Source organism: Streptomyces caelestis, from assembly GCF_001279005.1.
In the GTDB taxonomy this organism is placed as follows: Bacteria; Actinomycetota; Actinomycetes; order Streptomycetales; family Streptomycetaceae; genus Streptomyces; species Streptomyces heliomycini.
The window spans coordinates 148301-174857 of the sequence record NZ_LGCN01000074.1; the positions used below are offsets into that span (position 1 = coordinate 148301).

The 26557-nt window shown below is 75.1% G+C and carries 24 protein-coding genes; 14 read left to right on the plus strand and 10 right to left on the minus strand.

Annotated elements, in window-relative coordinates; all coding sequences use genetic code 11:
- Positions 1-102: 102 nt before the first annotated feature.
- Together ADK41_RS07535 and ADK41_RS07540 are read right to left on the minus strand one after the other, a co-directional pair.
- Entirely contained in the window at positions 103-2502 is a 2400-nt protein-coding gene (locus ADK41_RS07535; protein ID WP_030827136.1) for a glycoside hydrolase family 65 protein, read from the minus strand.
- A gap of 58 nt (positions 2503-2560) precedes the next feature.
- Positions 2561-3436: a universal stress protein gene (locus ADK41_RS07540; protein WP_030827138.1), complete on the minus strand. Its 876-nt coding sequence runs from the start codon at positions 3434-3436 to the stop codon at positions 2561-2563.
- Positions 3437-3736: 300 nt separating this feature from the next.
- On the opposite strand from ADK41_RS07540, the gene ADK41_RS07545 reads away from it, so the two are divergent.
- Entirely contained in the window at positions 3737-4414 is a 678-nt protein-coding gene (locus ADK41_RS07545; protein WP_078661964.1) for a CBS domain-containing protein, read from the plus strand.
- 72 nt (positions 4415-4486) lie between these two features.
- Here the strand turns inward: ADK41_RS07545 and ADK41_RS07550 are convergent, their stop codons facing one another.
- From ADK41_RS07550 to ADK41_RS07580, 7 genes are all read right to left on the minus strand, one after another.
- Positions 4487-5479: an Acg family FMN-binding oxidoreductase gene (locus ADK41_RS07550; RefSeq protein WP_420706764.1), complete on the minus strand. Its 993-nt coding sequence runs from the start codon at positions 5477-5479 to the stop codon at positions 4487-4489.
- A 37-nt stretch (positions 5480-5516) separates the two neighbouring features.
- Complete coding sequence (locus ADK41_RS07555; protein ID WP_030827144.1) at positions 5517-6440, minus strand: DUF1918 domain-containing protein; 924 nt, start codon at positions 6438-6440, stop codon at positions 5517-5519.
- Between the two features lie 435 nt (positions 6441-6875).
- Positions 6876-7334, minus strand: a complete 459-nt coding sequence (locus tag ADK41_RS07560) for an Hsp20/alpha crystallin family protein (protein ID WP_030827146.1) — start codon at positions 7332-7334, stop codon at positions 6876-6878.
- A 36-nt stretch (positions 7335-7370) separates the two neighbouring features.
- Complete coding sequence (locus tag ADK41_RS07565) at positions 7371-7658, minus strand: DUF1876 domain-containing protein (protein WP_030827148.1); 288 nt, start codon at positions 7656-7658, stop codon at positions 7371-7373.
- Positions 7659-7669: 11 nt separating this feature from the next.
- Positions 7670-9070 carry a nicotinate phosphoribosyltransferase gene (locus ADK41_RS07570; protein WP_030827151.1) on the minus strand — a complete coding sequence of 467 codons (1401 nt, stop codon included), beginning with the start codon at positions 9068-9070 and terminating at the stop codon, positions 7670-7672.
- Between the two features lie 39 nt (positions 9071-9109).
- Positions 9110-9712: an Rv1733c family protein gene (locus ADK41_RS07575; RefSeq protein ID WP_030827155.1), complete on the minus strand. Its 603-nt coding sequence runs from the start codon at positions 9710-9712 to the stop codon at positions 9110-9112.
- A gap of 159 nt (positions 9713-9871) precedes the next feature.
- Entirely contained in the window at positions 9872-10693 is an 822-nt protein-coding gene (locus ADK41_RS07580; protein ID WP_030827158.1) for a universal stress protein, read from the minus strand.
- A 414-nt stretch (positions 10694-11107) separates the two neighbouring features.
- Between ADK41_RS07580 and ADK41_RS07585 the strand changes: the two genes are divergently transcribed.
- From ADK41_RS07585 to ADK41_RS07625, 9 genes are all read left to right on the plus strand, one after another.
- Entirely contained in the window at positions 11108-12583 is a 1476-nt protein-coding gene (locus tag ADK41_RS07585) for an AAA family ATPase (protein ID WP_030827161.1), read from the plus strand.
- A 298-nt stretch (positions 12584-12881) separates the two neighbouring features.
- Positions 12882-13445, plus strand: a complete 564-nt coding sequence (locus ADK41_RS07590) for a hypothetical protein (protein WP_030827165.1) — start codon at positions 12882-12884, stop codon at positions 13443-13445.
- On the plus strand, positions 13442-15025 hold the full coding sequence (locus tag ADK41_RS07595) for an FAD-dependent oxidoreductase (RefSeq protein ID WP_234318794.1): 1584 nt from the start codon (positions 13442-13444) through the stop codon (positions 15023-15025). The genes ADK41_RS07590 and ADK41_RS07595 overlap by 4 nt, the downstream gene beginning before the upstream one ends.
- A 126-nt stretch (positions 15026-15151) precedes the next feature.
- The gene (locus ADK41_RS07600) at positions 15152-16180 is read left to right on the plus strand and encodes an alcohol dehydrogenase catalytic domain-containing protein (protein WP_030827177.1); all 1029 of its coding nucleotides are present in this window, start codon (positions 15152-15154) and stop codon (positions 16178-16180) included.
- Between the two features lie 96 nt (positions 16181-16276).
- The gene (acsA, locus tag ADK41_RS07605; RefSeq protein ID WP_030827181.1) at positions 16277-18067 is read left to right on the plus strand and encodes an acetate--CoA ligase; all 1791 of its coding nucleotides are present in this window, start codon (positions 16277-16279) and stop codon (positions 18065-18067) included.
- A complete protein-coding gene (pdhA, locus tag ADK41_RS07610; RefSeq protein WP_030827184.1) occupies positions 18064-19149 on the plus strand; it encodes a pyruvate dehydrogenase (acetyl-transferring) E1 component subunit alpha in 1086 nt (361 codons plus the stop codon). The genes acsA and pdhA overlap by 4 nt, the downstream gene beginning before the upstream one ends.
- 2 nt (positions 19150-19151) lie before the next feature.
- On the plus strand, positions 19152-20150 hold the full coding sequence (locus ADK41_RS07615) for an alpha-ketoacid dehydrogenase subunit beta (RefSeq protein ID WP_030827187.1): 999 nt from the start codon (positions 19152-19154) through the stop codon (positions 20148-20150).
- A gap of 2 nt (positions 20151-20152) precedes the next feature.
- Complete coding sequence (locus ADK41_RS07620; protein WP_030827190.1) at positions 20153-21535, plus strand: dihydrolipoamide acetyltransferase family protein; 1383 nt, start codon at positions 20153-20155, stop codon at positions 21533-21535.
- A 2-nt stretch (positions 21536-21537) separates the two neighbouring features.
- The gene (locus tag ADK41_RS07625) at positions 21538-21783 is read left to right on the plus strand and encodes an acyl carrier protein (protein ID WP_030827193.1); all 246 of its coding nucleotides are present in this window, start codon (positions 21538-21540) and stop codon (positions 21781-21783) included.
- A 439-nt stretch (positions 21784-22222) separates the two neighbouring features.
- Here ADK41_RS07625 and ADK41_RS07630 read toward each other — a convergent pair whose 3' ends face one another.
- A complete protein-coding gene (locus ADK41_RS07630) occupies positions 22223-23059 on the minus strand; it encodes a CBS domain-containing protein (protein WP_030827197.1) in 837 nt (278 codons plus the stop codon).
- Between the two features lie 144 nt (positions 23060-23203).
- Between ADK41_RS07630 and ADK41_RS07635 the strand changes: the two genes are divergently transcribed.
- From ADK41_RS07635 to ADK41_RS07650, 4 genes are read left to right on the plus strand one after another with little or no spacing between them, the layout of a single operon-like run.
- Positions 23204-23689 carry a hypothetical protein gene (locus ADK41_RS07635; RefSeq protein WP_030827200.1) on the plus strand — a complete coding sequence of 162 codons (486 nt, stop codon included), beginning with the start codon at positions 23204-23206 and terminating at the stop codon, positions 23687-23689.
- Positions 23689-24648 (plus strand): hypothetical protein, encoded by a 960-nt coding sequence (locus tag ADK41_RS07640; RefSeq protein WP_030827202.1) that lies wholly within the window; start codon positions 23689-23691, stop codon positions 24646-24648. Before ADK41_RS07635 ends, ADK41_RS07640 begins: the two co-directional genes overlap by 1 nt.
- Positions 24635-26140 (plus strand): V-type ATPase 116kDa subunit family protein, encoded by a 1506-nt coding sequence (locus ADK41_RS07645; RefSeq protein ID WP_063756536.1) that lies wholly within the window; start codon positions 24635-24637, stop codon positions 26138-26140. Before ADK41_RS07640 ends, ADK41_RS07645 begins: the two co-directional genes overlap by 14 nt.
- Positions 26137-26553 carry an ATP synthase subunit C gene (locus ADK41_RS07650; protein WP_030827561.1) on the plus strand — a complete coding sequence of 139 codons (417 nt, stop codon included), beginning with the start codon at positions 26137-26139 and terminating at the stop codon, positions 26551-26553. Before ADK41_RS07645 ends, ADK41_RS07650 begins: the two co-directional genes overlap by 4 nt.
- Positions 26554-26557 lie beyond the last annotated feature (4 nt).

A 26557-nucleotide genomic window follows, 5' to 3' on the forward strand; every position in this document is an offset into this window, starting at 1 on the left:
CGACCGTGACGCCTCCCGGGGCTTCCTCACCGCGCCCGTGTCCTGTCCGGCGGATCCGGCCTCCGGCGCCCGGGCCGGGGCCGGTTCGCCCGTCCGCGCGGATCAGTCCTCCGGCAGCACGAGCGTGCAGGTCTCCCCCGGCGCGATGCTCACGGCCCGGTCGGCCAGCACCACGCGGATCGGTGACTCCTCCGAGTCGGGCACCCGGATCTCCAGCTGTCCGCTCCGGCGCCGTACGCCGATGCCCCAGTGACCGCGGTAGCGCAGCGAGAACCCGTACTCCGACAGGGCGGGAAGGGGCACCGGGTCCAGGAAGAGGGCGTCCTCACGCGTCTCCAGCCCCGTCAGGCCGCGTTGCACCAGATCCAGGGTCCCGGCCATGGCGCCGAGGTGGATGCCCTCGCCGGTCGTGCCGCCCTGGATGTCGGCGATGTCCGCCTCCAGGGCCTCGTGGACGTAACTCCACGCCTCGGCCCGTCTGGCCCGGGCGAGGACGAGGCCGTGGACGAGTCCGCTGAGGGTGGAGCCGTGGCTGGTGCGCCGCAGGTAGTAGTCGACGGTCCGGTGCCAGACCTCCTCGTCCACGTCGTACCCGAGACGGTGGAACAGGGCCCGCAGCTCGGCGGACGAGAAGAGGTATCCGAGCATCAGGACGTCGGCCTGTTTGGAGGCCTGGTAGCGGTTCACGGAGTCGCCCTCGGCCTCGAGGATGCGGTCCAGCCGCCGGATGCTGGGGTAGCGGGTGCGGTAGGCGTCCCAGTCCAGCTCGGCGAGGTCGCCGTAGCCGTCGAACTGGCTGATGACGCCCTGGTGGAACGGCACCCGCAGCCGCCGGGAGACCTCCTCCCACTTCGGGAGTTCACCGCCGTCCAGCCCGATGCGTTCGAACAGCTCCTGCCGGCGCCATGCCGGGAGGCGCCGCACCAGGTCCAGGGCCCGGCCGAGGACCCAGGCGGCGGTGACGTTGGTGTACGCGTTGTCGTCCAGGCCCGGCCGGGCGGCGTCGGGGTAGCGGTCGTGGTACTCGTCGGGGCCGACCACGCCGCGGATGCGGTACCGGCCGGTGCCGGGGGCGGGTTCCGCGCTGTCCGCCCAGAAGCGGGCGATCTGCAGCAGCATCTCCGCGCCCTTGGTGTGCAGGTACTCGGTGTCGCCGGTCGCTTCGCAGTACTGCCACACGTTGTAGGCGATCGCCGAGCCGACGTGGTGCTGGAGCCGGGAGTCGTCCGGCAGCCACCGGCCCGAACGGGGGTTGAGGTGCAGCTGCTGGGTCTCCTCACGGCCGTCGCTGCCGGACTGCCACGGGTACATCGCCCCGGCCCGGCCCGCCGCGCGGGCCGCGCGGCACGCCTGCGGCAGACGCCGGTGGCGGTAGTCGAGCAGGGCCCGTGAGACCTCCGGGAAATGCAGGTTCAGGTACGGCAGCACGAACAGCTCGTCCCAGAAGACGTGGCCCCGGTACGCCTCGCCGTGCAGCCCGCGGGCCGGCACCCCCGCGTCCAGGTCCGCGGTGTGCGGTGACAGCGTCTGCAGCACGTGGAACAGGTGCAGGCGCAGGACACGGCCCGCCTCCCCGGGCACCTGGATGTCCGCTCCCCGCCACAGGCGCGCCCAGGCGGCGGCATGGGAGTCCACGAGCGCCGGGAAGTCCGCGGCCGTGGCCACCCGGTCGAGCGCCGCGCCGAGCGGGTCGCTGATCGCCCGGTCCCGGGAGGTGTGCAGGGCCACCGTCCTGTCCACGACGGCGGGCCGGCCCGGAGCGACCGGTACCACCAGCCGGTGCACGGCGCGGCGGTGGGACGGACGGAGCTCCGACGCCGTGGGCGGCCGCCCGGCGGCGACCGTACGGGCCGCCATCCCGATGCCGATGTCGGAGGCGCTGGTGCGGCAGCTCAGCCATGTCACGTCGGCCGCGGACGCGCCGGTCCGCACGCGGACCAGGTGGCGCCGGTCGAGGGACCGGTAGCGGTGCACGTTGCCGTTGGTCACGTCGCCGTCGAGGACGGACTCCACCTCGATCTCCCCGGACCACTCCTCGGCCGTGAAGACGGTCCGCAGCGCGGCCAGGTGGGGATCCGCCATGTGCACCAGCCGGACCTGCTCCACCCCCAGCACGCCCGCCTCGTCGTCCCGGAACCGGAACGTACGCGTCAGGACGGCCCGGCGCAGGTCCAGGCTGTGCCGGTGGTCGAGCGGCCGACACGTGTCGGGAGAGAACCACGGACCCGCCGACCCGTCGGCGAAGCGCGGACGGAACCGCAGGAGCAGCCAGTTCGGGAGGTTCACCAGGTCCTCGTTCACCACCCGCCGCCCCGCCACGGCCGACTCCAGGCGGTTGTAGACCCCGGCCGCGTAGGTGGCCGGGTAGTGCACCAGGCCCGCCCTGCTCTCGGGCACGGCGCCGCGCGTGGCGAAGCAGCCGTTGCCGAGCGTGCACAACGACTCGCGCAGCCGCTCGCCGGCCGGGTCGTACCCCTCGTACTCCCAGGTCCACTCCGACATCCGCCGCCCTCTCCTTCTCCCTTCACCGGGTGCGCGGGAGCACGGGACGCGCGTCGGGTCAGGCCCGTTGGGGGACGACGGCCACCGGGCACCCGGCGTGATGCAGCAGGGTGTGGGCCACCCTGCCGAGTTGCAGACCGACGTGGCCGTGGCGCCTGCGCGCGCCCACGACCACCAGGTCGGCCTCGGAGGAAGCGTCCAGGAGGACCTTGTGGGCGGGGCCTTCGACCGCCTGACGGCGCACTTCGACCTGCGGGTGACTCCCCGCGGCGTCGCGCAGCGCGTCGGCGAGGAGGGCAAGGGCGTGCTCCTCCCCGGCGCCGGCGGCACCGTCCGCGATCAGGGGATGGTCCACGTGCTCGGGGGTGGGGCGGCGCCAGGCCCGTACGGCGTGCAGGCCGCAGCCGCGCGCCTCCGCCTCGCGGAAGGCGAACCGCACGGCGGCCGAGCCCTCCGTGGAGTCGCCGAGGCCGACCACCACCCGGCCGAGGGAGCCCTGCCGGTTCCGCTCCGCGCCGCGCACCACGACCACCGGGCACACGGCACGGGCGGCCACCGTGAGGCTCACCGATCCCAGCAGCATCCCCGCGATCCCACCGCGGCCGCGGGAGCCGGTGACCAGGACGGAGGATTCATGAGCCGCGTGCAGGAGCGCGGACACGGGGTCGTCGGGCAGTACGTCGCTCGACACCTTCACCTCCGGGTCGCGCAGCCGGGCACGTTCCGCGCAGGACGCGGCGACGTGTTCGGCCATGACCTCTTCGGCCGGACGGTCGGTACCGAAGGACGGGAGACCTCCCTCGTACCGCTCCCACAAAGAGGCGTGGACGAGCCGCAGGGGCAGCCCGAGGCGCGCGGCCTCGTCCACCGCCCAGTCCACGGCCTCCAGACTGGAATCCGATCCGTCGACACCCACGACCAGCGGGAGCTCCACGGTCACCACCACCTTCCTGCCCGGCCACTGCCTTGACGTCCCTGTCAATACCGTCGCACCGCACGGGTTCCGTCGCGACACATGGACCGGCGCGCGGAAGGGGCCCGGCCCGGGTTGCACTGCGCCGATTTGCGGCGATCGTGGAGTCATACGGCCGGAGGAAGGGCCGGGGGCCCCTCCCTCGCACCGCCGCCACGGCCGCCGCACGGCGGTCGTCGGGACCATCGGTGCCGGGGAACCGCCGGGCCGGCCCCGGCCGCTCCCTCCCCGTCACCACGAGGCGAGACGAGGATGATCGCGGTGCCTGAGACCCCGCACATCGTCAGCGATGTGATGACCCAGACGGTCGTGGCCGTCGGACGCGACGCGCCCTTCAAGGAGATCGTGCGGACCATGGAGCAGTGGAAGGTCAGTGCGATGCCGGTCCTGGAGGGGGAAGGACGTGTCGTCGGCGTCGTCTCCGAGGCCGACCTGCTGCCCAAGGAGGAGTTCCGCGACAACGACCCGACCCTCTTCGAACAGCGCCGACGTCTGTCCGACGTCGCCAAGGCCGGGGCGGTGACGGCGGCGGAGCTCATGAGCGCCCCCGCGATCACGGTCCACCCCGACGCCACCCTGGCGCAGGCGGCCAGGATCATGGCCGTCCGGCACGTCAAGCGGCTGCCCGTGGTCGACGACGTCGGCATGCTGCAGGGCCTGGTGAGCCGCGCCGACCTGCTGAAGGTCTTTCTGCGGCCGGACGAGGAGATCGAGGAGGAGGTCCGCCGCACCGTGGTGTCCTACCTCTTCCCCGCCGTCAGCCACGCCCTCCACGTCAACGTCCACGAGGGAGTCGTCACCCTCCGCGGGCACATCCAGGACACCTCGCTCATCTCGGTCGCCGTGCGCCTCGTGCGCGCCGTGGAGGGCGTCGTGGACGTCGAGCCACGGCTCACCGGCGAGCCGGCGGACCGGGACGGACCCGGGACGGCCCGGTGACCGTGCGCCCTGCCGGCCGGCCGCGGTCCCCCGGGCGGGTCCGGGCCCGGTGGGCGGGCCGGGGACGACAGGTCAGGGCTGGATGTCGAGCACGTCCGACACCGGGCGGCGCGGTGTGTCGGGTCCTTCGGGGCCGTACCCCAGGCGCAGGAGCATCTGGGTGCAGCCCGTCCCCGACACCGGGTCGCGCAGCGGCCAGCGCAGATCGGTCCATTCGAGGGGCTGGGTCACGAAGGAACTGGACAGGCCCTCGAGGGTGGCCAGCAGCAGCACGCGTTCTATGGCCTGCCCCGCGCGGAGCCAGTCCTCCGGGTGGTCGTGGCTCGTGCTGAGAAGGGCCAGCTGGGGAGTGCGCTCGAAGTCGGCGGTGTCACGGCCCGCCACCCTCCGGGAACCCGCGAAGTCGCGCACGGGGGCCTTGCCCCCGAGCTTGCGGGGCCCGAAGGCGTAGTGCGGGACTCCGTCGTCGGCGGTACCCGCCGACGGGGCGTCGATACGCGTCCACCGCGCCAGGTCCTGGTCGCTGCCGGGGTCGGTGATGTTGCGTGCCTCGGCGTCCTGGGCCAGCTCCAGCACCTCCTGCAGATGCCATGGGGTGGGGAAGGCCAACGCCGCCCCCTCGGCGCGGGCGGCCGCGCCGAGGGCCTCCCGCACGGGGCCGGGGATCTCCCTCTCCTCGAACGGGTAACGGCTGCTGTGGCGCCGGTGTATCGCCGGGTACAGCGCTCCGAGGTCGTCCTCGTCGGTCGTGGGGCCCGTCAACCGCACACTCGCCACCAGCGCCGGGTCGGTGGGGTCGGGCAGGAGGAGGGTTTCCGGACACCAGCCCTCGTGGACCACGGCGACCCTCAGGTTCAGCAGGGCGGCGCCGCAGCCGATGTGCAGGCCGCGGGTGTCGGGGTCGGAGTGCGGCATGGCGCGCTCGAGGTCGGCGCGGACCTCGAACGTGCGGCTGCGCCGGAAGTAGCGGAAGAGCCAGGGCTGCGCGTTGTGCATGGACGGGGCCGCGGCAGCGGCTCGGGCCAGGGCCGTCACCTGCTCGTCGGCCGGTGCTCGTCGGCTCACCTGAAGCCTCCCTCTCGGGCCGGCGCCCCGTGGGCGCCTACTGGTCGGCCGGAGTGATGCGCCGGCCCGTGAGGCGCGCGGGCCGGATCGACACCCACATCTCGCGTGCACCGCCCGCCCATGGCTCGGTGTGCGCGCGCCGGACGAGCCCCCGCACGACGTCGGGCTCCGTGACGACGCTCGCGGGGCCGACCGCGAGCACGCTCCAGCCCCGGCTCATCGCCTCGTCCACGTGGTCGGCCTCGAAGGCGACCTCCGTTCCGACGGCCGCCGCGGGCACGGAGTCGGGCGCGGTCCGGAAGACGATCGCGTCCTCCACGACCTCGTAGTTGACCGGGACGACCGCGGGACGGCCGTCGGGCGCCGACACGGCGACGCGCCCCACGCCGTGCGTGGACAGCAGGCGGCGGCATTCCTCCGGGCCGAGGTCGCGCAGCTGCGGACGCAGCAGTGCGTGGCCCCGGCCGGGCGGCAGGTCGACGCCCGCTCCGCGCAGGGCCGCGGCGGTGGTGCCCAGCGCGCCGGCCAGGCCGAGGAGGGTCGCCACCGTCGGGTCGGCCGGCTGTTCCTCCAGGTACGCGAGGTAGGCCGGCGAGATGCGGGCGCGGCGGGCCGTCTCCTCCCGGCTGAGCCCGTGCCGGTGGCGTTCGACGGCCACACGCCGGCCGATGTCGCCGGGGTTGGGCGCCCCGGGCGGCGAAACGGTCGCGGACCCGGCCCGCGCCTCGCCCGTGTCCGGCGGGGAGGACCCGCGGGGGGCCTCGGGCCGCCCGTGCTCCGTGTGCCGGATGTGTGCGTCGGGTCCGGGGAACACGAGCGTCACGTCGTCCGTGTCCGACCAGCGCACGTCGTAGGGGGGTGTTCCGTCCTCGTGGTGGAGTCCGACGATCTCGCCGTCGCGCCTGGCGACGCCGGTCGCCGGGCTTTCGATGACGAGCTGGTCGCCGAGGTGAGCTCGCATGATCGCCGCCCTCTCCGCGGAATGGTGCTGTATCCAACGTGCCACGCGCGGCACACCGGCGCACGGCACGGCCGGACGGGAGAGGCGGCACGCGGCACCGGGCGGTCGCGGAACCCGTGACGTCGTCGGGGCACGGCGTGGCCTGCCGCCCGGCGGGGCCCGGCACGTCGCGCGGCCGCCCGTCGTGGACGGGACGGACCGGCTCCCGGGCGCCGTCGGCCGTGGCGGCCTGCCGCGGGTCTTCCCGCGCCGTGACGACGCCGTCCGCGACGAGACCGCCGAGGACGTGCTGCGACGCCCGGCGGTCCCCCACCGCTCCCCCGAGGGGACCGCCGACGCCGGCGGACGGAACGCCCGGGACCGCGGTCCCGGGCGGAGGGAGCGGCGCGCGCCCGCCGAACCGGTACGCGGCCCGGCGGTCGGCCCCTCCCCGGCTCAGCCGGTGATCTCGACGCGGTGTGCCTTCCCCGTCTCCGTTTTCGGGACGCGCACCGTGAGGACCCCGCTCGTCAGGTCCGCGCTGACGTGCTCGGTGTCGGAGTTCGGCGGCAGGGTCGTGCGGTAGTCGAACCGTCCGGTGCGGCGGCTGTGCCTGCGGACCACCCCGGCGTGTTCCTTCTCCTCGATCTCACCGTGGATGCCGAGCTCGCCCTCGGCGACCTCGACGGTGACCTGGTCCTTGTCCACGCCGGGAAGGTCCAGTTCCACCAAGTAGGCGTCCTCGGCGTCCACGACGTCGGCCAGCGGCGCCCACGGTTCGCCCGCGCCGAATTCGAGAGGTCCGCCGATGGGGAAGACGGCGTGCATGAGCTGGTCCATCCGGGTCCGGAGATCGTCCAGTTCGTGCAGGGCCGCCGGGAGCCCGCTCCTGCTGTGTCGTACGGGATGCGTCATGGTTGATCCTCCTTGTCCTGCCGCCCCGGCCGTCGGTCACATGGGCCATCCGGTGGCCTGCCGCGTGCCGGGCCGCGGCGCCCCCGTGTCCTCGATGTCGCGTTCGGCGGTGTTCAGCAGCCGCTGGGCGATGTTCCGCAGGGCCCGCCCGGCCGCCAGTTCGTCGCCGATCTCCGGCACGTTCGCGTCCGCCGGATGGCAGTGCGCGGTCCCGTGGCCGGTGAGCGCCGTGGTGCCGGTGTCCAGCACCACGTGCGCCTTCGTGGTTCCGTCGTCGTCCTCGAAGAGGTGGAGTCGAACCCTCCACTCCGTCGTGTGCGGCATCGCTTTCCTCCTCACCCCGGTACGGACCCGTGTGGTCCGGACGCGGTTCGTTCCGGGACCGGGGACCGGACGGAAGCCGCCGTCGTCCGTTCCTCGATACGGCGCCGGACGCGGGCGGCGAGTGCGCCCAGCCGCTCGGAGGCCGTCGCCCGGGGAGCGACCGGCGCCCGGATCCGGCGGGCGGCAGGCGGCAGGCCCGCCAGGTCCGCCGTGAGCCTCTCCCGGCACTCATCGAGCGTGGGCCCGGGGCCGGTGCGCCGTCCGCCCCGCATCACCGTCTCCAGCAACGGCACGCCGCCGTCGGGAGGCCGCTCGTCGGCCAGGGCGATCACGTCGGGGCGGTCGGGGCGGCGGAACACCTGCTTGGGTCCGGGCGCCGTCACTTTCGCCGACGACAGCTTCATCACCGGCCGGCCGTCGTACTCCACCATCTTGTAGGCCGAGTCCAGGTACGGCGCGTCGGCCGAGACGCCGACGCGGGTGCCGACGGCGTAGGCGTCGATCGGCGCCCCGGAGCGGACCAGCTCGTCCACCGCGTACTCGTCGAGACCGCCGCTCGCGATGATCCGGACGTCGGGCAGGCCCGCGTCGTCGAGGAGGGACCGTGCCCGTACCGCCAGGGCCCCGAGGTCGCCGCTGTCCAGCCGTACCGCCGAGCCGGGCCCCCGGGCCGCGTGGTCGAGGTCCCGCAGGACGCGCGACGCGACGCGTACGCCCTCCTCGGTGTCGTAGGTGTCCACCAGCAGGGTCACCGGCCCCGGGTGGCACCGGGCGAAGGCACGGAAGGCGTCCTCCTCCGTGGCGAACGCCTCGACGAAGGAGTGGGCCATCGTGCCGACGGCGGTCAGGCCCAGGGCGGTGGCGGCGGCCACGTTGCTGGTTCCGGCGAAGCCGGCCATCGCGCCGAGGCGGGCGGCCTGGAACCCGGCCTGCGGGCCGTGGGTGCGCCGCAGGGAGAAGTCCACGACCGGATGCCCCGCCGCCGCCAGGACGCACCGGGCGGCCTTCGAGGCGACGGCGGTCTGGTGGCTGAGCCGGTTGAGCACGTACGTTTCGGCCAGCTGCGCCTGCGGGAGGGGCGCGGTCACCTCCAGCAGGGGCTCTCCCGCCAGGACGATCCGTCCCTCCGGCACCGCCCGCACGTCGCCGGTGAACTCCAGGCCGAGCAGGGGCCTCAGGTCACGCGATGGACGGTGCAGCGCGGACGCGAAGGCGTCGACGTCCTCCGGGCCGACGTGCAGGCCGGACAGGTACTCCAGGGCCGACTCCAGTCCCGCCGCGACCAGGAAGCCGCGCTCGGCGGGCAGGTCGCGGACGAAGAGGCTGAACGTCGCGGGGCCGGTCATGCCCTCCCGGAGGTAGGACATGGCCATCGTCACCTCGTACAGGTCGGTGGTCGTCGCGTCGGACATGAAGGTCGCCTCCTCGGGCCTGTCCGGCTCGTCCTCACGTCACCGGCGGAACCGGCCGGCCCACAGGGGCTCCACCCGGTCCCACTCGGCGTCCCACTGCGCGTACCTTCTCCGGTCCAGCACGCGGCGCACGCCCGTCCGCGCCGCGAAGACCCCGGCCGCCACGCCGGCCGCCGCCGCACCGCCCGCGAACCAGCCGGTGGTCACGGCCTGGTTCCCGCTCATCGGCGGGCCGGTGACGGCCCCGTCGCCGGTCACCCACACCCGCACGGGGGCGCCCTCGGGCGTGTCCGGCTTCACGAGGGTGGTTCCCGTCCGCACCGTTTCGCCGTCGGCCCAGCGGACCCGCGCCCGCAGTCCCGCCGCCTCGCCGGCCTCCTCGACGACCGACGTCACCCGGGCGTCGACCTGGTGCCGCTCGGCCGACTGGGTCCGCACGACGCGCATCGACGACTCGTACGCCGTCAGCCCCGCGCCGAACGCGGCCACCGGCAGGCCGAGGGCGAGGACCAGCATCAGGAAGCCGCGGAACCAGGACTCGAACCTGTCGGACGCACGCCGCAGGGGGTTCGCCCCGGTGGACGCGTGCTCCCGGCGCGGCGGCAGCGGGCCGGACGCGTGCGGTGGATTGCGTGCGCTCATGACTCGGCCTCCAGCAGGTAGCCGGTCCGTTTCCCCCACCGTCCCGGTCCCATCATGGGACGGCGCGGGCTCCGGTCACAGGGCCGAAAGTCCCTGTGGGGGGCGGCTTCCGGATTCACCGGGTCCGGCCGCCGACGTGGTCCGTCCCCGCCCGTCCGGTCAGATCCGGGGAACGACCGCGATCGGGCACGGCGCGTGATGCAGTACCGCATGGTTGATCAGTCCCAGTTGCAGACCCAGGTGCCCTCGTCGTCTGCGGGCCCCGACGACCAGCAGGTCCGCCTCCGCCGCCGCCTCCAGCAGGGCCTGGCGCGCCGGCCCCTCGATCACCCGCCGGTGCACCGGGGCGTCGCGGTACCGCTCCGACGCGCCGCGCAGGGCGTCGTCGAGGACCCGCGCCGGTGGGCGCCGGCGGACCTCCGGGACGTACGCGGAGGGGGCCCGTGGTGAGGCGGGAGCGCCGAGCGGTGCGCTCCAGGCGTGCACCGCCACCAGTCGGCAGTGCCGCACATGGGCCTCACGGAACGCGAACTGCACGGCCGTGCCGCTGCCCTCCCCCTCCTCGACACCGACGACGACGCTCCCGAACCGCGTGTCCCGGTGCTCCGCCGCACCGCGCACCACGACCACCGGGCAGTCCGCTCGCGCCGCCACGGCGAGGCTGACCGATCCCAGGAGCATGCCGGCGAGGTCTCCGAACCCTCTGGATCCCAGCACCAGCGCGAAGGCGTTGCGCCCTTTGCCGAGCAGGGCGGCGGTCGCGTCCTCGTGCAGCACCTCGTTCGACAGCCGCACCGTGGGAGCGCCCTTCCTGACGCGTTCGGAGGCGGCCTCGATCACGTCGGACGCCTCGTGGTCCCGCGCCGCCGCGTGCAGGAGGTGGAGCGGCACGCCGTGCCGGACGGCCTCGTCGGCGGCCCAGTCCACCGCCTCCAGGCTCGCTTCGGACCCGTCGACGCCGACCACCAGGGGAATCGTCACCGCCGCTGTCTCCTCTCGGCCGGATCCCGCGCCTGCGTCCCTTCTGCCGGTCCACATGCGCCGCGGAGGGGATTGGGGTACTCCTCGAACGAGAGGGCCCGCCATGCCCGGCACGCCGACGACGTCTCGGCCATCCGCGTCGTCGGGCCCGCACACGGTCATCCATCCCTCTTCCAGCTTCATACGAGACGGAGGGCACCGCCATGCAGCCAGTCGTCACCGTGGGCCTCGCCGGCTCACCCGGGAGCCCCGCCGTCCGCCGGGCAGCCGTCCGTCCCGCACGCCCTGCCGTCACCGTCGGCTCCCATGACTGAGCCGGGCCCCGGCGGGGGGACGGCGCCCCCGGCGCCCGCGGCCGGCACGTCCCCGCTCCGGGCCGGTGACCGGTACGACGGTGAGCCGCCGCGCGCGCAGGTGTGCGAGACGCACACCGCCGTCGTGTTCTTCGCCGGCGACCGCGCCTACAAGCTGAAGAAGCCGGTGGATCTGGGATTCCTGGACTACACGACGGTGACGGCCCGCCGGGCGGCGTGCGAGCGCGAAGTCGCTCTCAACCGCCGCTTCGCCCCCGACGTCTATCTGGGGCTGGGTGAGCTCCGAAGCCCCGACGCGCAGGCGCCGGAACCGCTCGTGGTGATGCGCCGGATGCCCGCGGACCGCCGCCTTTCCCGCCTGGTGCGGGAAGGGGCCGCCGTCGACGACGCCCTGCGGGCCGTCGCCCGGCACCTCGCGGCGTGGCACGCGGACGCGCCCCGGAGCCGTGAGGTGGACGAGCAGGGCACGCGGGACGCCCTGTCCTCGCGCTGGGAGGCCGGCTTCCGGCAGGTCCGTGCGCTGGCCGAGGACGGCGTCGTGCCGGACGGGGTGGCGGAGACGGAGCGGCTGGTGCGCCGCTACCTCGCCGGCCGCGCGCGTCTGTTCGACTCCCGCATCGAACAGGGGCGGGTGGTCGACGGCCACGGCGACCTGCTCGCCGAGGACGTCTTCTGTCTCGACGACGGTCCCCGTGTCCTGGACTGCCTGGAGTTCGACGACCACCTGCGCTACGTCGACGGACTCGACGACGCCGCCTTCCTCGCCATGGACCTGGAACAGCTCGGCGCCCCTCAGGCCGCGGCGTACTTCCTCGCCCGGTACGGCGAGTACTCGGGCGACCCGGCGCCCTCCTCCCTGTGGCACCACTACGTCGCCTACCGCGCCTTCGTCCGCGCCAAGGTCTCCCTGATCCAGGCACGCCAGGGAGCGCCGGGCGCGGAGGCGGCGTTCCGGCGGCTGGTCTCGACGGCGCTGCGCCACCTGCGTACCTCCGCCGTCGGCCTGACGCTCGTCGGAGGGCTGCCGGGCAGCGGGAAGTCCACCCTCTCCGGGGCGCTGGCCGACCGGCTGGGGGTCACGCTGCTCAGCAGCGACCGTCTCCGCAAGGAGCTGGCGGGGATCCCCGCGGAGCAGTCCGCGGCGGCCGGCTACGGCGAAGGGATCTACACGCCGGAGTGGACGGCCAGGACCTACTCCGTCCTGCTCGACCGCGCGTCCGCCCTGCTGTCCTCCGGGGAATCCGTCGTCCTGGACGCCACCTGGTCCGACGCGGCACAGCGTGAGGCGGCCCTGCGCATGGCCGAACGCACCAGCGCCGGCCTGGTGGCCCTGCACTGCCACGTGCCGAGGGACGTGTCGACGGCCCGCCTGGGCACGCGCGCCCCCGGAGCGTCCGACGCCGACGCCTTTGTCGCCGCCGCGATGGAGGCCGGGGAACAGCCGTGGCCGGAGGCCGTCGCGGTCGACACCAGCGGCTCCCTGGAGTCCGCGGTCGCCCGGGCACTGGCCGCCGTGCGCCCGTGGGGCACGGGCCAGGCACCGGTCTTCCGCCGCCCCTACATGGAGCCGGACTAGGGGGATGCCGTTCGGATCGGGCCGGCTCCGGTGAGCGGTTCCTCGCGGCCGGGCCGGGCGGGGTCCGGCGCCGTGCGTCGCGAGGCGGAGGAGGACGCCGGGAGCGGGGGGAGCGGTGTCGGCCCCTCCCCGACCCCGGCGAGATCCGAACGACGCCCCTGGGCGGCCGGACCGCGCCACCCGGTCTCGCGGGGCGGGGCGCGTTGCCTCATGGTGGGGTGTACGGGGAACTCCGGCCCGGCCGGCGTGGCAGAGCCCGGCAGCGCGGGCCCGTCATGGCCCCTCGGAGGAGGCCACCATGGGTGAACAGGGACCACTCGCCCCCGGCGAGGCGTGGCGGGCCGTGGCCGCGTGCTTCCTCACCACCTTCGCGCTGCTCTCGCGGCACCGGATCCGGCTGCCGAAAGAGCACGTGGGCGTGCGGCTGGGCTTCGCCGACGGCACCGGGGCCCGGGTCTACCGGGAGACCCGCCTCGGCAGCGGCCTGGCGAAGGACCCGTGCACGCTGGTGGTCACCTTCCGGCTGCGGCTGGTGCGCGGACCCGCGCACGCGCTGTTCCGCCGCGAAAGCCTGCTGAACACGCCCCTGTTCGTCGGGTTCCCCGGTTTCACCTCGAAGCTGTGGCTGACCCACGACGAGCGCGACCGCTACCGCGGCGTGTACGAGTGGGACGGCCCGCGGCGCGCCGAGCGCTACGCGCGCTCCCTGTGGCGGGTTCTCGCGCTGGTCAGCGTGCCGGGTTCGATCCGGTACGCCGTCGTGCCGGGGATGCGCCGCGACGACGTGCTCGCGGGCCCCCGACCGGTCGGGGGGCCGGAGCCGGAGGCCGCCGCATGGTGGCGGACCGCGGTAGGGACGTGACAGCGGCGGTGGACGTCCTGGTCGTCGGGGCCGGTACGACCGGCCTCAGCCTGGCGCTGCAGGCCCAGGCCCACGGGGCACGGGTCCGGGTCGTCGAGCGGCGCCCCGAGCCGTTCCGGCCCTCCCGCGCGCTCATCGTGCACCCGCGGACCCTGGAGGTGCTGCGACCGCTCGGTGTCACGGACGCCCTGCTGGAGCTGGCGGACACCGCTCCGGGGGTCCACCTGCATCTCGGCCCCCGCGTCGTCGAAGCCGGGCTCGCGGACCTCGCGCTGCCCGACACGGCGTTCCCCCATCTGTCGCTCATGCGGCAGACGGATGTCGAAACGGTGCTGACGCGAGCGCTCGCCGACCGCGGGGTGACGGTCGAGCGGGGCACCGAACTGCTCACCGCCCGCGACGACGGGGACGGCGCGCGGGCCGTGCTGCGCTCGCGGCGCGGCACCGAGGAGATCCGCTGCCCCTTCGTCGTCGGCTGCGACGGCCCGGCCAGTGCCGTGCGGGCCTGCGCCGGCATCGGGTGGCACCGCAGGCCCTACGCCGAAGAGGTGGTCCTCGCCGACCTGGACCTCGGCGGCAGGCCCCCCGGCGCCGACGCCCAGGTGTTCGCGGGGCGCCGGGGGCTGCTGTTCCTCTTCCCGATCGGGGAGCGGGCCACCTGGCGGCTGCTGGCCACGCGCGCGTCCGCCGGCGGGGCCGGGCAGGACTTCGGCCAGCCCGGCCCCGCCGTCCCGGAAGCCGAACTCCAGCGCCTCCTGGACGAGGCCGGGACGCACGCGCGGATCGAGCGTCTCGCGTGGTCGGCGCGGGTTCCGCTGCAGTGCGCCCTTGCCCGGCGGTTCCGCCGGGGGCGGCTCTTCCTCGCGGGGGACGCGGCTCACACCTACTCGCCGGCCACCGGCCAGGGCATGAACGCCGGTATCCAGGACGCGGTGAACCTCGGCTGGAAGCTCGGCTTCGCGGCGAGCGGTCCCGGGGGCGGGTCCGCGGACGGGTTCGACGCCGACGTGCTGCTCGGTTCCTACGAGGGGGAGCGCAGGGCGGCCGCCCGTCGACGGCTGCTCCTGACCCACACCGCGTTCTGGGCGGAGGCGTCGACGGGCCGGCTCCCCTCATGGCTGCGCGCGGTGGCCGCTCCGCGCGCGGCCCCCGCCGTCCCCGTCCTCCTCGGCCGGCGACGGCTGGTCGCCGAGGCCGTTCGGCTCATCTCCCAGCTGCGCGTGAACTACCGGCGCAGTCCCCTGTCGGTGGAGGGGACACCGCCCCTGCGGGGGGCTCCTCGCCCAGGAGACCGCCTGCCCGACGCGGCCGTCGGCGTCGGAGGACCTGCCGAGCGGCTGCACGGACTGCTGGCCCGCCCGGGCGTGCACCTGCTGCTGCAACGCGACGCCGACCCACCGCCGGACACGGTCGGCCCTCGGGTGACCGTCCTGCGGCTGTCGAACAGCCCCGGCCGCGGTCTGGTGGCCGTCCGCCCGGACGGGCACGTCGGCTTCCGCTGCGGGGCCGCCGACCCCGCCGGGCTGACCGGCTGGCTCTCCCTGATCGGCGCGGCGCCGTCCCCGCCCGTCCGGCCGTGAACGCCGGGCGACGCGGCCCCGCCTCCCGGCCGCAGGGGGCCGACGGGCCGAGGGCCCCGGTTGCCCGGGCCTCCGCCCGGGGCGACGGTGGAGGGAGCCGGCCGAGCCGCCAGGGAGTGGATGACCATGCGAGCCCTCGTCTACCACGGTCCCGGACGGATCTCCTGGGACACCGTCCCGGATCCGGCGATCGAGGATCCCGCCGACGCCGTCGTGCGGGTCGGGACCACGACCGTCTGCGGCACCGATCTGCACATCCTGCGCGGGGACCTGCCCGAGGTGGAGGCGGGGACGGTCCTCGGCCACGAGGCGGTCGGCGAGGTGGTCGAGATCGGCGGCGACGTCCGCCACCTGCGTCCCGGGAACCAGGTGATCGTCTCGTCCGTCTCGGCCTGCGGCCGCTGCCGGCCGTGCCACGACCACCTGTTCGGGCAGTGCCGCGGGGGCGGTGGATGGATCCTGGGCCATCTGATCGACGGGACCCAGGCGGAGCTGGTGCGGGTGCCCTTCGCCGACCGCTCCACCCACCGCCTGCCCCCCGCACTGCCGCTCGACGACGCGGTCCTGCTCGCCGAAGTCCTCCCCACCGCCTACGAAGTCGGCGTGCGGAAGGGAGAGGTCGGCCCGGGGGACACCGTCGTCGTGGTGGGCGCGGGCCCCGTCGGCCTCGCCACGGTGGCGATCGCGCGGCTCTACTCGCCCCGCCGGGTCATCGCGGTGGACCTGTCCACCGCCCGGCTGGAGGCCGCCGCCCGTATGGGCGCCGACGCCGCCGAAGTGCCGGGAAGGATGATCGCCGAGTTGTACGACGGGCCCGGCGCCGACGTGGTCGTCGAGGCGTCGGGCGAACCGGAGGGCTTCGTCCTGTGCACGCGCGCCGTCCGCACGGGAGGCCACATCGCCGTCATCGGCACGCCCGGCAAACCGGTCACACTGCACCTCGAGTCCCTGTGGCGGAAGAACGTGACGATCAGCACCGGCCAGGTCGACACCTCCTCCACGCCCTGGCTGCTGGGGCTGCTGGGGTCCGGGCGCCTGGACGTCTCCCCGCTGGTCACCCACGCCTTCGGCCTCGACCGGGTGGCGGACGCCTACGAGGTGTTCTCCCACGGCACGACGTCCGGCGCGCTCAAGGTCGCACTGCGCCGTGAGTGAAGGGCCCGGCCCGCGGGAGCACGGAGATGCGGCCGGTGCCGGACTCGGTGACCCTGGAGGTGCGGGGGGGGGGGGACAGTGCAGGGAGGAGCATCCATGCACGGGGAGACCATCCACAAGGAGGCCGCGCCGGCCGTCCCGCCCCGTCTCACCGACTACGACCGGACCCGCTCCGCCTTCACCTGGTCGCAGGCGCGCGCCGGACTGTCCGGGCTGCCCGGCGGCGGACTCAACATGGCCCACGAGGCCGTCGACCGGCACGCCTCCTCGGACCTCGCGGACAAGGTCGCACTGCGGTGCGTCGCCCGGGACGACTCCGTCTCGACCGTGACGTACGCGGAACTGGCCCGTCGCACGGCCCGCTTCGCAGGCGTCCTGCGGTCGCTCGGCGTCGGCCGCGGCGACCGGGTGTTCACGCTGCTCGGCCGCTGTCCCGAGCTGTACACCGCGGTGCTGGGCACGCTGAAGAACACCAGCGTGCTCTGCCCCCTCTTCTCCGCCTTCGGCCCCGACCCCGTGGAACAGCGGCTGCGACTGGGCGACGCGCGGGTGCTGGTCACCACCGCGGCCCTCTACCGGCGCAAGGTCGCCGAGCGCCGCGCGTCGGTTCCCGGGCTGAAGCACGTCCTGATCGTCGGTCCCGGCGCCGAGGAGCTGCCCGGCACGGCCTCCTTCGACGACCTGGTGTCCGCCGCCCCGGACACCTTCGCCGTCCCGCCCACCTCGCCCGAGGACACGGCCCTGCTGCACTTCACCAGCGGCACCACCGGCGCCCCCAAGGGCGCGGTCCACGTCCACGAGGCCGTCGTCGCCCACCACGCCACGGCCGCGTACGCACTCGACCTGCACCCCGAGGACGTGTACTGGTGCACCGCCGATCCCGGCTGGGTCACCGGCATGTCGTACGGGATCATCGCCCCGCTCGCGCACGGTGTGACGGTGGTCGTCGACGAGGGCGACTACGACGCCCGGCGCTGGTACCGGATCCTCGGCGAACAGCGCGTCACCGTCTGGTACACCGCCCCCACGGCCCTGCGCATGCTGATGCGCGCCACCCCGCGCCAGGGCCCGTACGACCTGCCGCGCTCCTACGACCTGTCGGCCCTGCGGTTCGTCGCCTCCGTCGGCGAGCCCCTCAACCCGGAGGCCGTCGTGTGGGGCCGGGACGTGTTGGGCCTGCCGGTGCACGACAACTGGTGGCAGACGGAGACCGGCTGCATCATGATCGCGAATTTCGCGGCCTGCGAGATCCGTCCCGGCTCGATGGGGCGGCCGCTGCCCGGCGTCGACGCGACCGTGCTGAAGCGGGGTGAGGACGGCCGGGTCCTGGTCACCGGGGGCGGCGTGACGGAGGTGGAAAGCCCTGACGTCGAGGGCGAGCTGGCGCTGCGGCCGGGCTGGCCGTCGATGTTCCGCGGCTACCTGCACGACCGGGAGCGCTACGACGCCGCGTTCGCCGGCGGCTGGTATCTGACGGGTGACCTGGTCCGCCGGGACGCGGACGGCTGGTACTGGTTCGTGGGGCGCGCCGACGACGTCATCAAGTCGGCGGGACATCTGATCGGCCCGTTCGAGGTGGAGAGCGCGCTGATGGAGCACCCGGCGGTCGCCGAGGCCGGGGTGATCGGACGGCCGGACCCGGTCGCCGGGAACGTCGTCAAGGCGTTCGTGTCACTGCGGCACGGTGTCGAGCCGACCCCTGATCTGGAGCGGGAACTGCTCGCCTTCGGCCGCCGCAGGCTGGGCCCCGCCGTCGCCCCCAGGGAGATCGCGTTCGACCAGAACCTGCCCAGGACCCGCAGCGGGAAGGTGATGCGCCGCCTGCTGCGGGCGCGTGAACTCGGTCTGCCCACGGGCGACCTGTCGACCCTGGAGGGAACGGCATGAGCGTGGCCCGCCCCACCCGCACACGGAAGGACCCGGCGCTCCCGAAGTCCGGCAGGAGGACCAGGGCGACCAAGGGGGACACGGACGCCGGGACGCCGGCCCGGCACGGGGCCGCCGGCCACCGGACGGATCTGCTGGAGTCGATGCTGCGCATCCGGCGCTTCGAGGAGCGGTGCGTCGAGCTGTACAGCGCCGCGAGGATCCGGGGCTTCGTCCACCTCTGCATCGGCGAGGAGGCCGTCGCCGTCGGCGTCAACGCGACCCTGACGCCCGAGGACGCGGTCGTCTCCACGTACCGCGAACACGGTCACGCCCTGGCTCGCGGGATCCCGGCCGAGGCCGTCATGGCGGAGATGTACGGCAGGACGACGGGGTGCAGCGGCGGCAGGGGCGGATCGATGCACCTGTTCGACGCGAGCCGCCGCTTCTACGGCGGCAACGCCATCGTCGCCGGCGGGCTCCCCCTGGCCGCCGGTCTCGCGCTCGCCGACCGCATGCGCGGGCAGGAGCACGTCACCTGCTGCTTCTTCGGCGACGGCGCCTTCGCCGAGGGCGAGTTCCACGAGACCGCGAACCTGGCGGCGCTGTGGAACCTGCCCCTGCTGTTCCTCTGCGAGAACAACCTCTACGCCATGGGCACGGCCCTGGAACGGCACGAGGCACAGACCGACCTGGCCATGCGCGCCGCCTCGTACGGCATGGTCGCCTGGGCCGTGGACGGCATGGACGTCGAGGCCGTCGAACGAGCCTCCCGGCGGGCCGTCGAGGGCGTCCGGGCCGGCGCCGGACCGCATTTCCTGGAGCTGCGCACCTACCGCTTCCGCGCCCACTCGATGTACGACCCGGACCGGTACCGTCACAAGGCGGAGGTCGAACGGTGGAAGGAGCGGGACCCGATCGCCCTGCTCACCGACCGCATGCGCGAGAACGGTGAGCTGGACGACGGGGAACCGGCCCGGATCGAGCAGCGCGTCGCCGACGGGATCGACCACGCCGTCGAAGCGGCCGAACGGGCGCCCGAGGAACCGGTCGGGCACCTGCTCCACCACGTCACCAGCTCCCCGGCAGAGGCGGTGAGTTGACCGTGGGCGCCGGCGGAGGGAAAGGGACGGGGGCGACCACCTACCGGGAGGCGATGCGCGAGGCGCTCCGGGAGGCCCTGCGCTCCGACGACCGCGTCTTCCTCATGGGCGAGGACGTGGGCCGGTACGGCGGATGCTTCGGCGTCAGCCTCGGCCTGCTGGAGGAGTTCGGCCCCGAACGCGTCCGCGACACCCCGCTGTCGGAGTCCGCGTTCGTCGGCGCCGGCATCGGCGCCGCCCTGGCCGGGATGCGGCCGATCGTCGAGATCATGACCGTCAACTTCAGCCTGCTCGCCCTCGACCAGATCCTCAACAACGCCGCCACCCTCCTCCACATGTCGGGCGGGCAGCTCCCGGTGCCGCTGGTCATCCGCACGACCACGGGCGCCGGACGGCAACTCGCCGCACAGCACTCGCACAGCCTGGAGGGCTGGTACGCGCACATCCCCGGCCTCCGCGTCCTCGCCCCCGCCACCCTCGAGGACGCCCGCCACATGCTGGCCCCGGCGCTCGCCGACCCCGACCCCGTACTGATCTTCGAGCACGGGAGCCTCTACAACGCCTCCGGGGAGCTCCCCCCGCCCACCGGGCCCGTGGACCTGGACCACGCCGCGGTCCGCCGCCCCGGTACCGACATCTCCCTGATCACGTACGGCGGTTCGCTGCCCAAGGCGCTCGCGGCGGCGGACGAGCTGGCCTCCGGGGGCATCAGCGCGGAGGTGATCGACCTGCGCACGCTCCGCCCCCTCGACCAGGCGGTCATCGCCTCCTCGGTGGCCCGTACCCACCGTGCGGTGGTCGTCGACGAGGCGTGGCGGACGGGAAGCCTCGCCGCGGAGCTCTCCGCCCGGATCGCGGAGGAGTCGTTCTACGACCTGGACGCACCCGTGGAGCGGGTGTGCAGCGCCGAGGTGCCCATCCCGTACGCCCGGCGGCTGGAGGAGGCCGCCCTGCCGCAGACCGCCGACGTCGTCGCGGCCGTCCACCGGGCGGTGGACTGATCATGGCCGAGTTCACCATGCCGTCCCTCGGCGCGGACATGGACGAGGGCACGCTCGTGGAATGGCTGGTGGGGCCCGGTGACCTCGTCCGCAGAGGAGACCCGGTCGCGGTCGTCGAAACCGCCAAGTCGACCATCGAGGTGGAGTGCTTCGACACCGGGACCATGACGAAGCTGCTCGTCGAACCCGGCACGACCGTTCCGGTGGGCACGCCGCTCGCGCTGATCGGGCCGGCCGGGGAACGGCGGCCCGCCCCTCACGCACCGGAGAAGGGCGAGCCTTCCGAGCCCGTCGAGCCCCGCACGCCCCCGGAGCCCCCCTCCCCGCCGCCCGAGCCCGCCCCGGTGCCGGCGTCCCCCGCCGCCCGGCCGCCCGGCCACGTCGACGCCGGCCCCCTGGTCCGGCACCTCGCGGAGCAGAGCGACGTCGACCTGGGAACACTGCACGGCTCCGGACCCGGTGGACGCGTCACCCGGACCGACGTCGAACACGCGGCGGCCGCCCGCACCGGCGCCGGGCCGCCGCGGGCGCGGGTCACCCCCCTCGCCCGGCGGCTCGCCGCCGAACTGGGCGTCGACCCCGCCACGGTGAGAGGGACGGGAAGGCAGTCGGCCGTCCACGCGTCGGACGTACGCCGGGCGGCCCCCGGCCCGTCGGCCCCGGCCCCGCCCGCGTCCGCCGCCCCCGGACCTCCTTCCGCCGCGCGCCCGGCCGAGGACCGGGCGGCGGCCATGCGTCGGGCGATCGCCGGCCTGATGAGCCGCGCCAACCGTGACATCCCCCATTACCACCTCTCCACGACCGTGGACATGGCCGCCGCGACGGACTGGCTGCACGAGCACAACCGGCGCAGCCCCATCGGTGAACGGCTGCTCCCCGCGGCCCTGCTGCTCAAGGCGGCGGCCCTGGCGGCCCGGGAGGTGCCCGAACTCAACGGCTTCTGGGCCGACGACCACTTCACGGCCGGCGAGGGCGTCCACCTCGGCGTGGCCGTGTCCCTGCGCGGCGGGGGACTCGTCGCCCCCGCGCTGCGTCACGCCGACACCCTGGCCCTCCCCCGGCTGATGAACGCCCTGAAGGACCTGGTCACCCGGGCCCGCACGGGCAGGCTGCGCGGTTCCGAGGTGTCCGGGGCCACGATCACGGTCACCGACCTGGGCGATCAGGGCGTGGAGACGGTCTTCGGCGTGATCCACCCGCCGCAGGTGGCCCTGGTCGGTTTCGGGCGCGTGACCGACCGGCCGTGCGCCGTCGACGGCCTGCTGGGCGTGCGACCCGTGGTCACGGCGACCCTCTCGGCGGACCACCGGGCGACGGACGGCGCCGTCGGATCCCGCTACCTCACGGCGGTCGCCCGTCTCCTGCAGAAACCGGAGCACCTGTGAACATGAACAGAACCGACGCGCTCGACATGGTCAGGGAATCGATCTCCTCCGTGATCCCCGGCGCCGACGTCGCCGCCCTCGCGCCCGACGACGCGTTCCGCGAGGCGCTCGACATGGACTCGCTGGACTTCCTGAGCTTCGTGGAGGTCCTCAGCGAACGGTCCGGCATCCGTATCGAGGACGAGGACACGCCCCGGCTCACCACGTTGTCCGGCAGCGCCGACTTCCTGGTCGCCCGCACGCGGTGAGGCGAGTGCTCCCGGGGGGGCCGGAGCGGGCGGTCCCGTGAGGGTGACCGGGGTGTTCGGGCCCGGGCCCCGGACGGTGGTCCGGTCGCCGTCCCGGCGGACGGCGACGTCGCACGGCAGCAGCAGGCCGACGCCGCGGCGGGCCGCGGGCGCCGGGGATCACACGGTCCTCCACGGCGGCGCCGGGTTTCTCCGTCGGCGTGGCCCCGACGTCGGTCCCGGTGAGGATGCCGAAGCCCTCCGGCCCGCCGGCGCCCTGCGGCGACGGTCGCGCCGAAGCCGGTGTCGAGGCGGAGGGCGCGGTCGCAGGACACCAGGTCTCCGGGATCGTACGGACGAGCCGGTCCCGGTGTACCCGCCGGGCGCCCGCGCGGACGGCACGACGCGCGGCGGGCGTCCCTCGACGCCGCTCCCGCCGCGCCGGCCGGCCGACGAAGGCTCAGTCCGCCCCGATCTCGTCGACGACACCGACCACGTCCTCGATGTCCCGCACCGCCGCGAGCAGTTCGGGGACGAGTGACGCGTCCAGTCGTCCCGTCAGCGTCACCACGCCGTTCTCCACGGCGACCCGGACGGAGCGCGGGCCCGGCAGGTACCGGGCCATCAGGGACGCGACCTCGGTCCGGATCTCGTCGTCGTCGCGGATCAGGGCCCGCAGCAGGTCGCTCCGGCCGACCACGCCGACGAGCCGGCCGCGGTGGTCGGTCACGGGAAGCCTCTTCAGCCGCGCGCGGGCGGCGGTCCACGCGGCGTCCGCCACGCGCTCGGCCGGGTGGACGGTCACCGGCGGGAAGGTCATCAACGTGGCCGCCGTCTCGCCGTGGCTCTTGTCGTACAGGCGGTGCCGCCACAGCCTGCCGACCGGTCCGTGCCGGCGTGGTCCCGCCGTGACGGCGGCCTTGGCCAGCAGGTCCGACTCCGAGACGACACCGAGCACATGGTCGTCCGCGTCCACCACCGGTACGGCGCTCACCCGCTCGCGGGCGAGGGTGCGAGCCACGTCCAGGAACGGCATGTCGGCGGGGACGGAGGTCGCCGGCACCCGCATGACGTCCCGTACGCGGAGGGTGGCCGGCTCCTCGGCGGGCGGCCCGGTCATGTGCCGCCCGGCAGCGGGGTGCGGCTCCTCGGTGCTCCTCGCCGACGCGGTGGTGGCCACCGCCGCGAGGTAGCGGCCCAGCGCGTCCTGTCGCGGTTCCTCCCGGGGTGTCCAGGGGCGGCCCGGCATGACGTGGCGGGCTTCCTGCTGCGCGGAGCTGTGCTCGACGTCGCTCACGGCTGCCTCCCGGGGTGCCGTCCGCCTACGGGGTCAGTCTCGCATCGATCGGCCGGCGCGGCCTCCGGGCCGGAGCGGCGCGACATCCGCCCGCCCACCGGGGAGACTGGGGAGCGGGGGCCTGGGTCCACCGGAGGAGGATGCGTGACGGGTTTCCGGGACTTCCTGACACGGTTCCGGCCGGCGGCGTCGCCCGGCCGGGCGACGCCGGGTGGTGTGCCCGCGGACCGCTCCGCCGAACTCCGGGCGGAACTCGCACCGCCCCTGGCCCTGCTCGAACAGGCGGAGGCGGAAGCCCGCACCGTACGCGAGCGGGCCGCCGAGGCCGCCGCGTCACGTCGGCGGGAAGCCGAACGGCGGGCCGAGGAGATCGTGGCCGGGGCGCGTGAGGAGGCCGGCCGGCTACGGGCGCACACCGCCGGACGGGTGCTGCGCGCCGCCGAGGACGAGGCGGCCGCGCTGCTCGCCGCGGCGGAACGCGAGGCCGTCGCCGTGCGCGAGCGTGCCGGGAGCCGGACCCCGGCCCTCGCCGACCGTGTGGTCGCGCTGGTGCTGGAGGACCTCGCGACGGAGGATGCCTCTCCCCCGCCGCCCCCGGGCCGTGGGAGGCCGCGGGAGGAGGGTCCGTGATGGGCGCCGGATGGGCGGCCGGCGTGACCCGGGCACGCGCCCTGCGGACCAGGTGCCTGGGGACCGGGGGGATCGGGGAGGCGGCCGCGTCCCCCGCCCTCGACGACGCCCTGCGCTCCCTGTCGGCCTCCCCCTACCGGCGCGACGTCGCGCCGGGCCTCACCCCGGCCGAGGCCCAGCGCGCGGTCTCGGCGACGCTGCTGTGGCACCTGCGGATCCTCGCCGGCTGGCAGCCCGCCACCGGCGCCGACGCCGTCCGGGCGCTCGCCGCGGGATTCGAGATCTCCAACACCGAACACCACCTGAGGGCTCTCGCGGCCGGCCCGCGCCGGCCGGGCACGGAGGACTTCCGCCCTCCGCCCTACCGTCTGGGCGCGCTGGCGACCGCCTGGACGCGAATCGCCCGGACCCGTACGCCGTCGGAGCTGCGCACCGTGCTGGCGGCCTCCCTCTGGGGCGACCCCGGAGGTGACTCGGCGGCCGCGGTCGCCACCGGTATGCGGGTCTCCGCCGCCGTACGCCTCGCCGGCGCCGTTCCCGACGCGGAGCGTTGGGCGGCGGCCCGGCTCGCCCTGCTGGTGGGCCGTGAGGGGTTCGTCGTCGGCCGCCGGATGCCGGATGTCTCCGCCCGCCGGGCGGCCCGCCTGCTCGGTTCGCGAGCGGTGGGCGCGGGGTCGTACGCCGACTTCCGGCGGGCGTTGCCGGCCGCCGCGGGGTGGCTGCTGGAGGACGTCGACCGGGCGGCGGACCTGTGGCGGGCCGAGGCCCGGTGGTGGGACGCCGTCGAGCGGGACGGCCGCGCGCTGCTGCGCCGGTCCCGTTTCGGTCCGCGGCCGGTGGTGGGGGCCGTGGCACTGCTGTCCGTCGACGCGTGGCGGACCCGCGGCGCGCTGGAGCTGGCCTCCCGGGGCGGCGGCCCCGGGGGGCGGCCGACGGAGGTGCTCGATGCCCCGGGCTGAGGCGGCGGTCCCGGTCCGGATGCGCAGGGTGGCCGTCGTGGCCCCCGAGCAGGCGCTGCGGGAGAGCCTGGTGCGGATCGCCGAGGCGGGCTGCGTCGAGATCGACCTGGCCGGGGACGGGGGCCCCGATGTCCGCGGACCCGCGGCGACGCGCCTGCGGCGGTTGCGGTCCGAGCCGGTACGGCCCGTTCTCAGCGGGGTCCGCCCCGACCTGGACGCTCTGGAGCGCGAGGGCCGGACGGACCTGCTCGCGGGCGAGGCGCAGGTGGAGGAACGGCTCGGCGGCGCGGTCCGGCACGGCGCGGTCGCGGCACTGGCCGGCTGGTGCCCCGAGACGGAGGTGGGCCCCACGGCCGCGCGCATCGCCGGCGCCGGAGGCGCTCTGGTACCGCTGCGGACCCCGCGTGGCGTCGATCCGCCGACTCTGCTGACCGGAGCGGAGCCCGCGTCCCCGGCGGACGGGGCGACGTCCGTGCGCCGCTCCTTCACCCCTCTCGTCACGACGTACGGAACCGTGCCCTACGCCGACCTCGACCCCACCATGGCGGCCGGAGTCGTCTACGTGGTGATGTTCGGCCTGATGTTCGGTGATGCCGGGCACGGGCTGCTGCTGGTCGCCCTCGCCCTTCTGCTGCGGGCGGGACGGCCGCGCCGAACGGCGGCGCTGCGGCCGCTGTGGCCCTTCGTCGCCGGGGCCGGTCTGGCCGCCACCCTGGCCGGGGTGGCGTACGGCGAGTTCTTCGGCCCGACGGGGGTGCTGCCCGTGCTGTGGCTGGAACCGCTGGAGGAGCCCATGCGGCTGCTGGCCTCGGCCGTCGAGCTGGGCGCCGTGCTGCTCGCCCTGGCCTACGCCGCGGGGATCGTGAACCGGTGGCGGGAGGGAGGGCCGTCGGCGGCCCTGTACGCGACGACCGGGATCGCCGGAGCGGCGCTCTACCTCGGTCTCGCCGTCCTCGCCGGGTACGTGTGGCTCGGACGGCCGGCGTACGGCGTCGCGGGGGCCCTGATCGCCCTCGCCGGTCTGGCCCTGGCCGGGACGGGCCTGTACGCGACGACGGCCGGCGGTCCGGGCGGCGCCGTGCAGATCGGCGTCCAGCTCTTCGACGTGGTGGTGCGGATCGGCTCGAACGTCGTGTCCTTCGCCCGGCTCGCGGCCTTCGGGCTGACGCACGCGGCGCTCGGCGCGATCGTCTGGGACGGCGCGACGGCTCTGGCGGGCCGGGGTCCGGCGGGCGCCGTCGCGGCGGTGCTCGTCCTCCTGCTCGGCAACGCGCTGGCCTTCTCGCTGGAGGCGCTGGTGGCGGGCGTCCAGGCGCTGCGGCTGGAGTTCTACGAGCTGTTCTCCCGGCTCTTCGAGGGTGAGGGCCGCCCCTTCAGGCCCTGGCGGCTGCCCGTCGAGCACCTCACGGCGGCGCCCGTCCGGGAGGCCGGGCCGTCCGCGCCCCGGGAGGCCGTCGGGCACGGCGGCCCGGTGAGGGAGGAGGAACCGTGATCACCTGGATCCTGGCCCTGCCCGTCGTCGTGGCGGGTTTCGTCGCCCTACGGCTCGTGCTGCGCAGAGCGGGCCGGAGGGCCCTGTGGTGGACGGTCGCCGCCGACGCCGTGCTGTTGGCGGTCGCCACCGTGGTGCTGGCCCTGGCGCTCGGCGGGGGATCCGCGCAGGCCGCGACCGCGGCGGCACAGGACTCCGGCTCCGGATCCGCCGCGCTGATCGGCGCCGCGATCGCGGTGGCCGCGTCGACCATCGGCGCGGGCGTCGCGGTCGCCTACACCGGTGCGGCGGCCCTCGCGGCGCTCAGCGAACGGCCCGAGCTCTTCGGCCGTGCCATGGTCATCGTCGGCCTGGCCGAGGGCATCGCCATCTACGGTCTGGTCGTCGCCGTGATCCTGATCGGGAAGGCCTGAACCG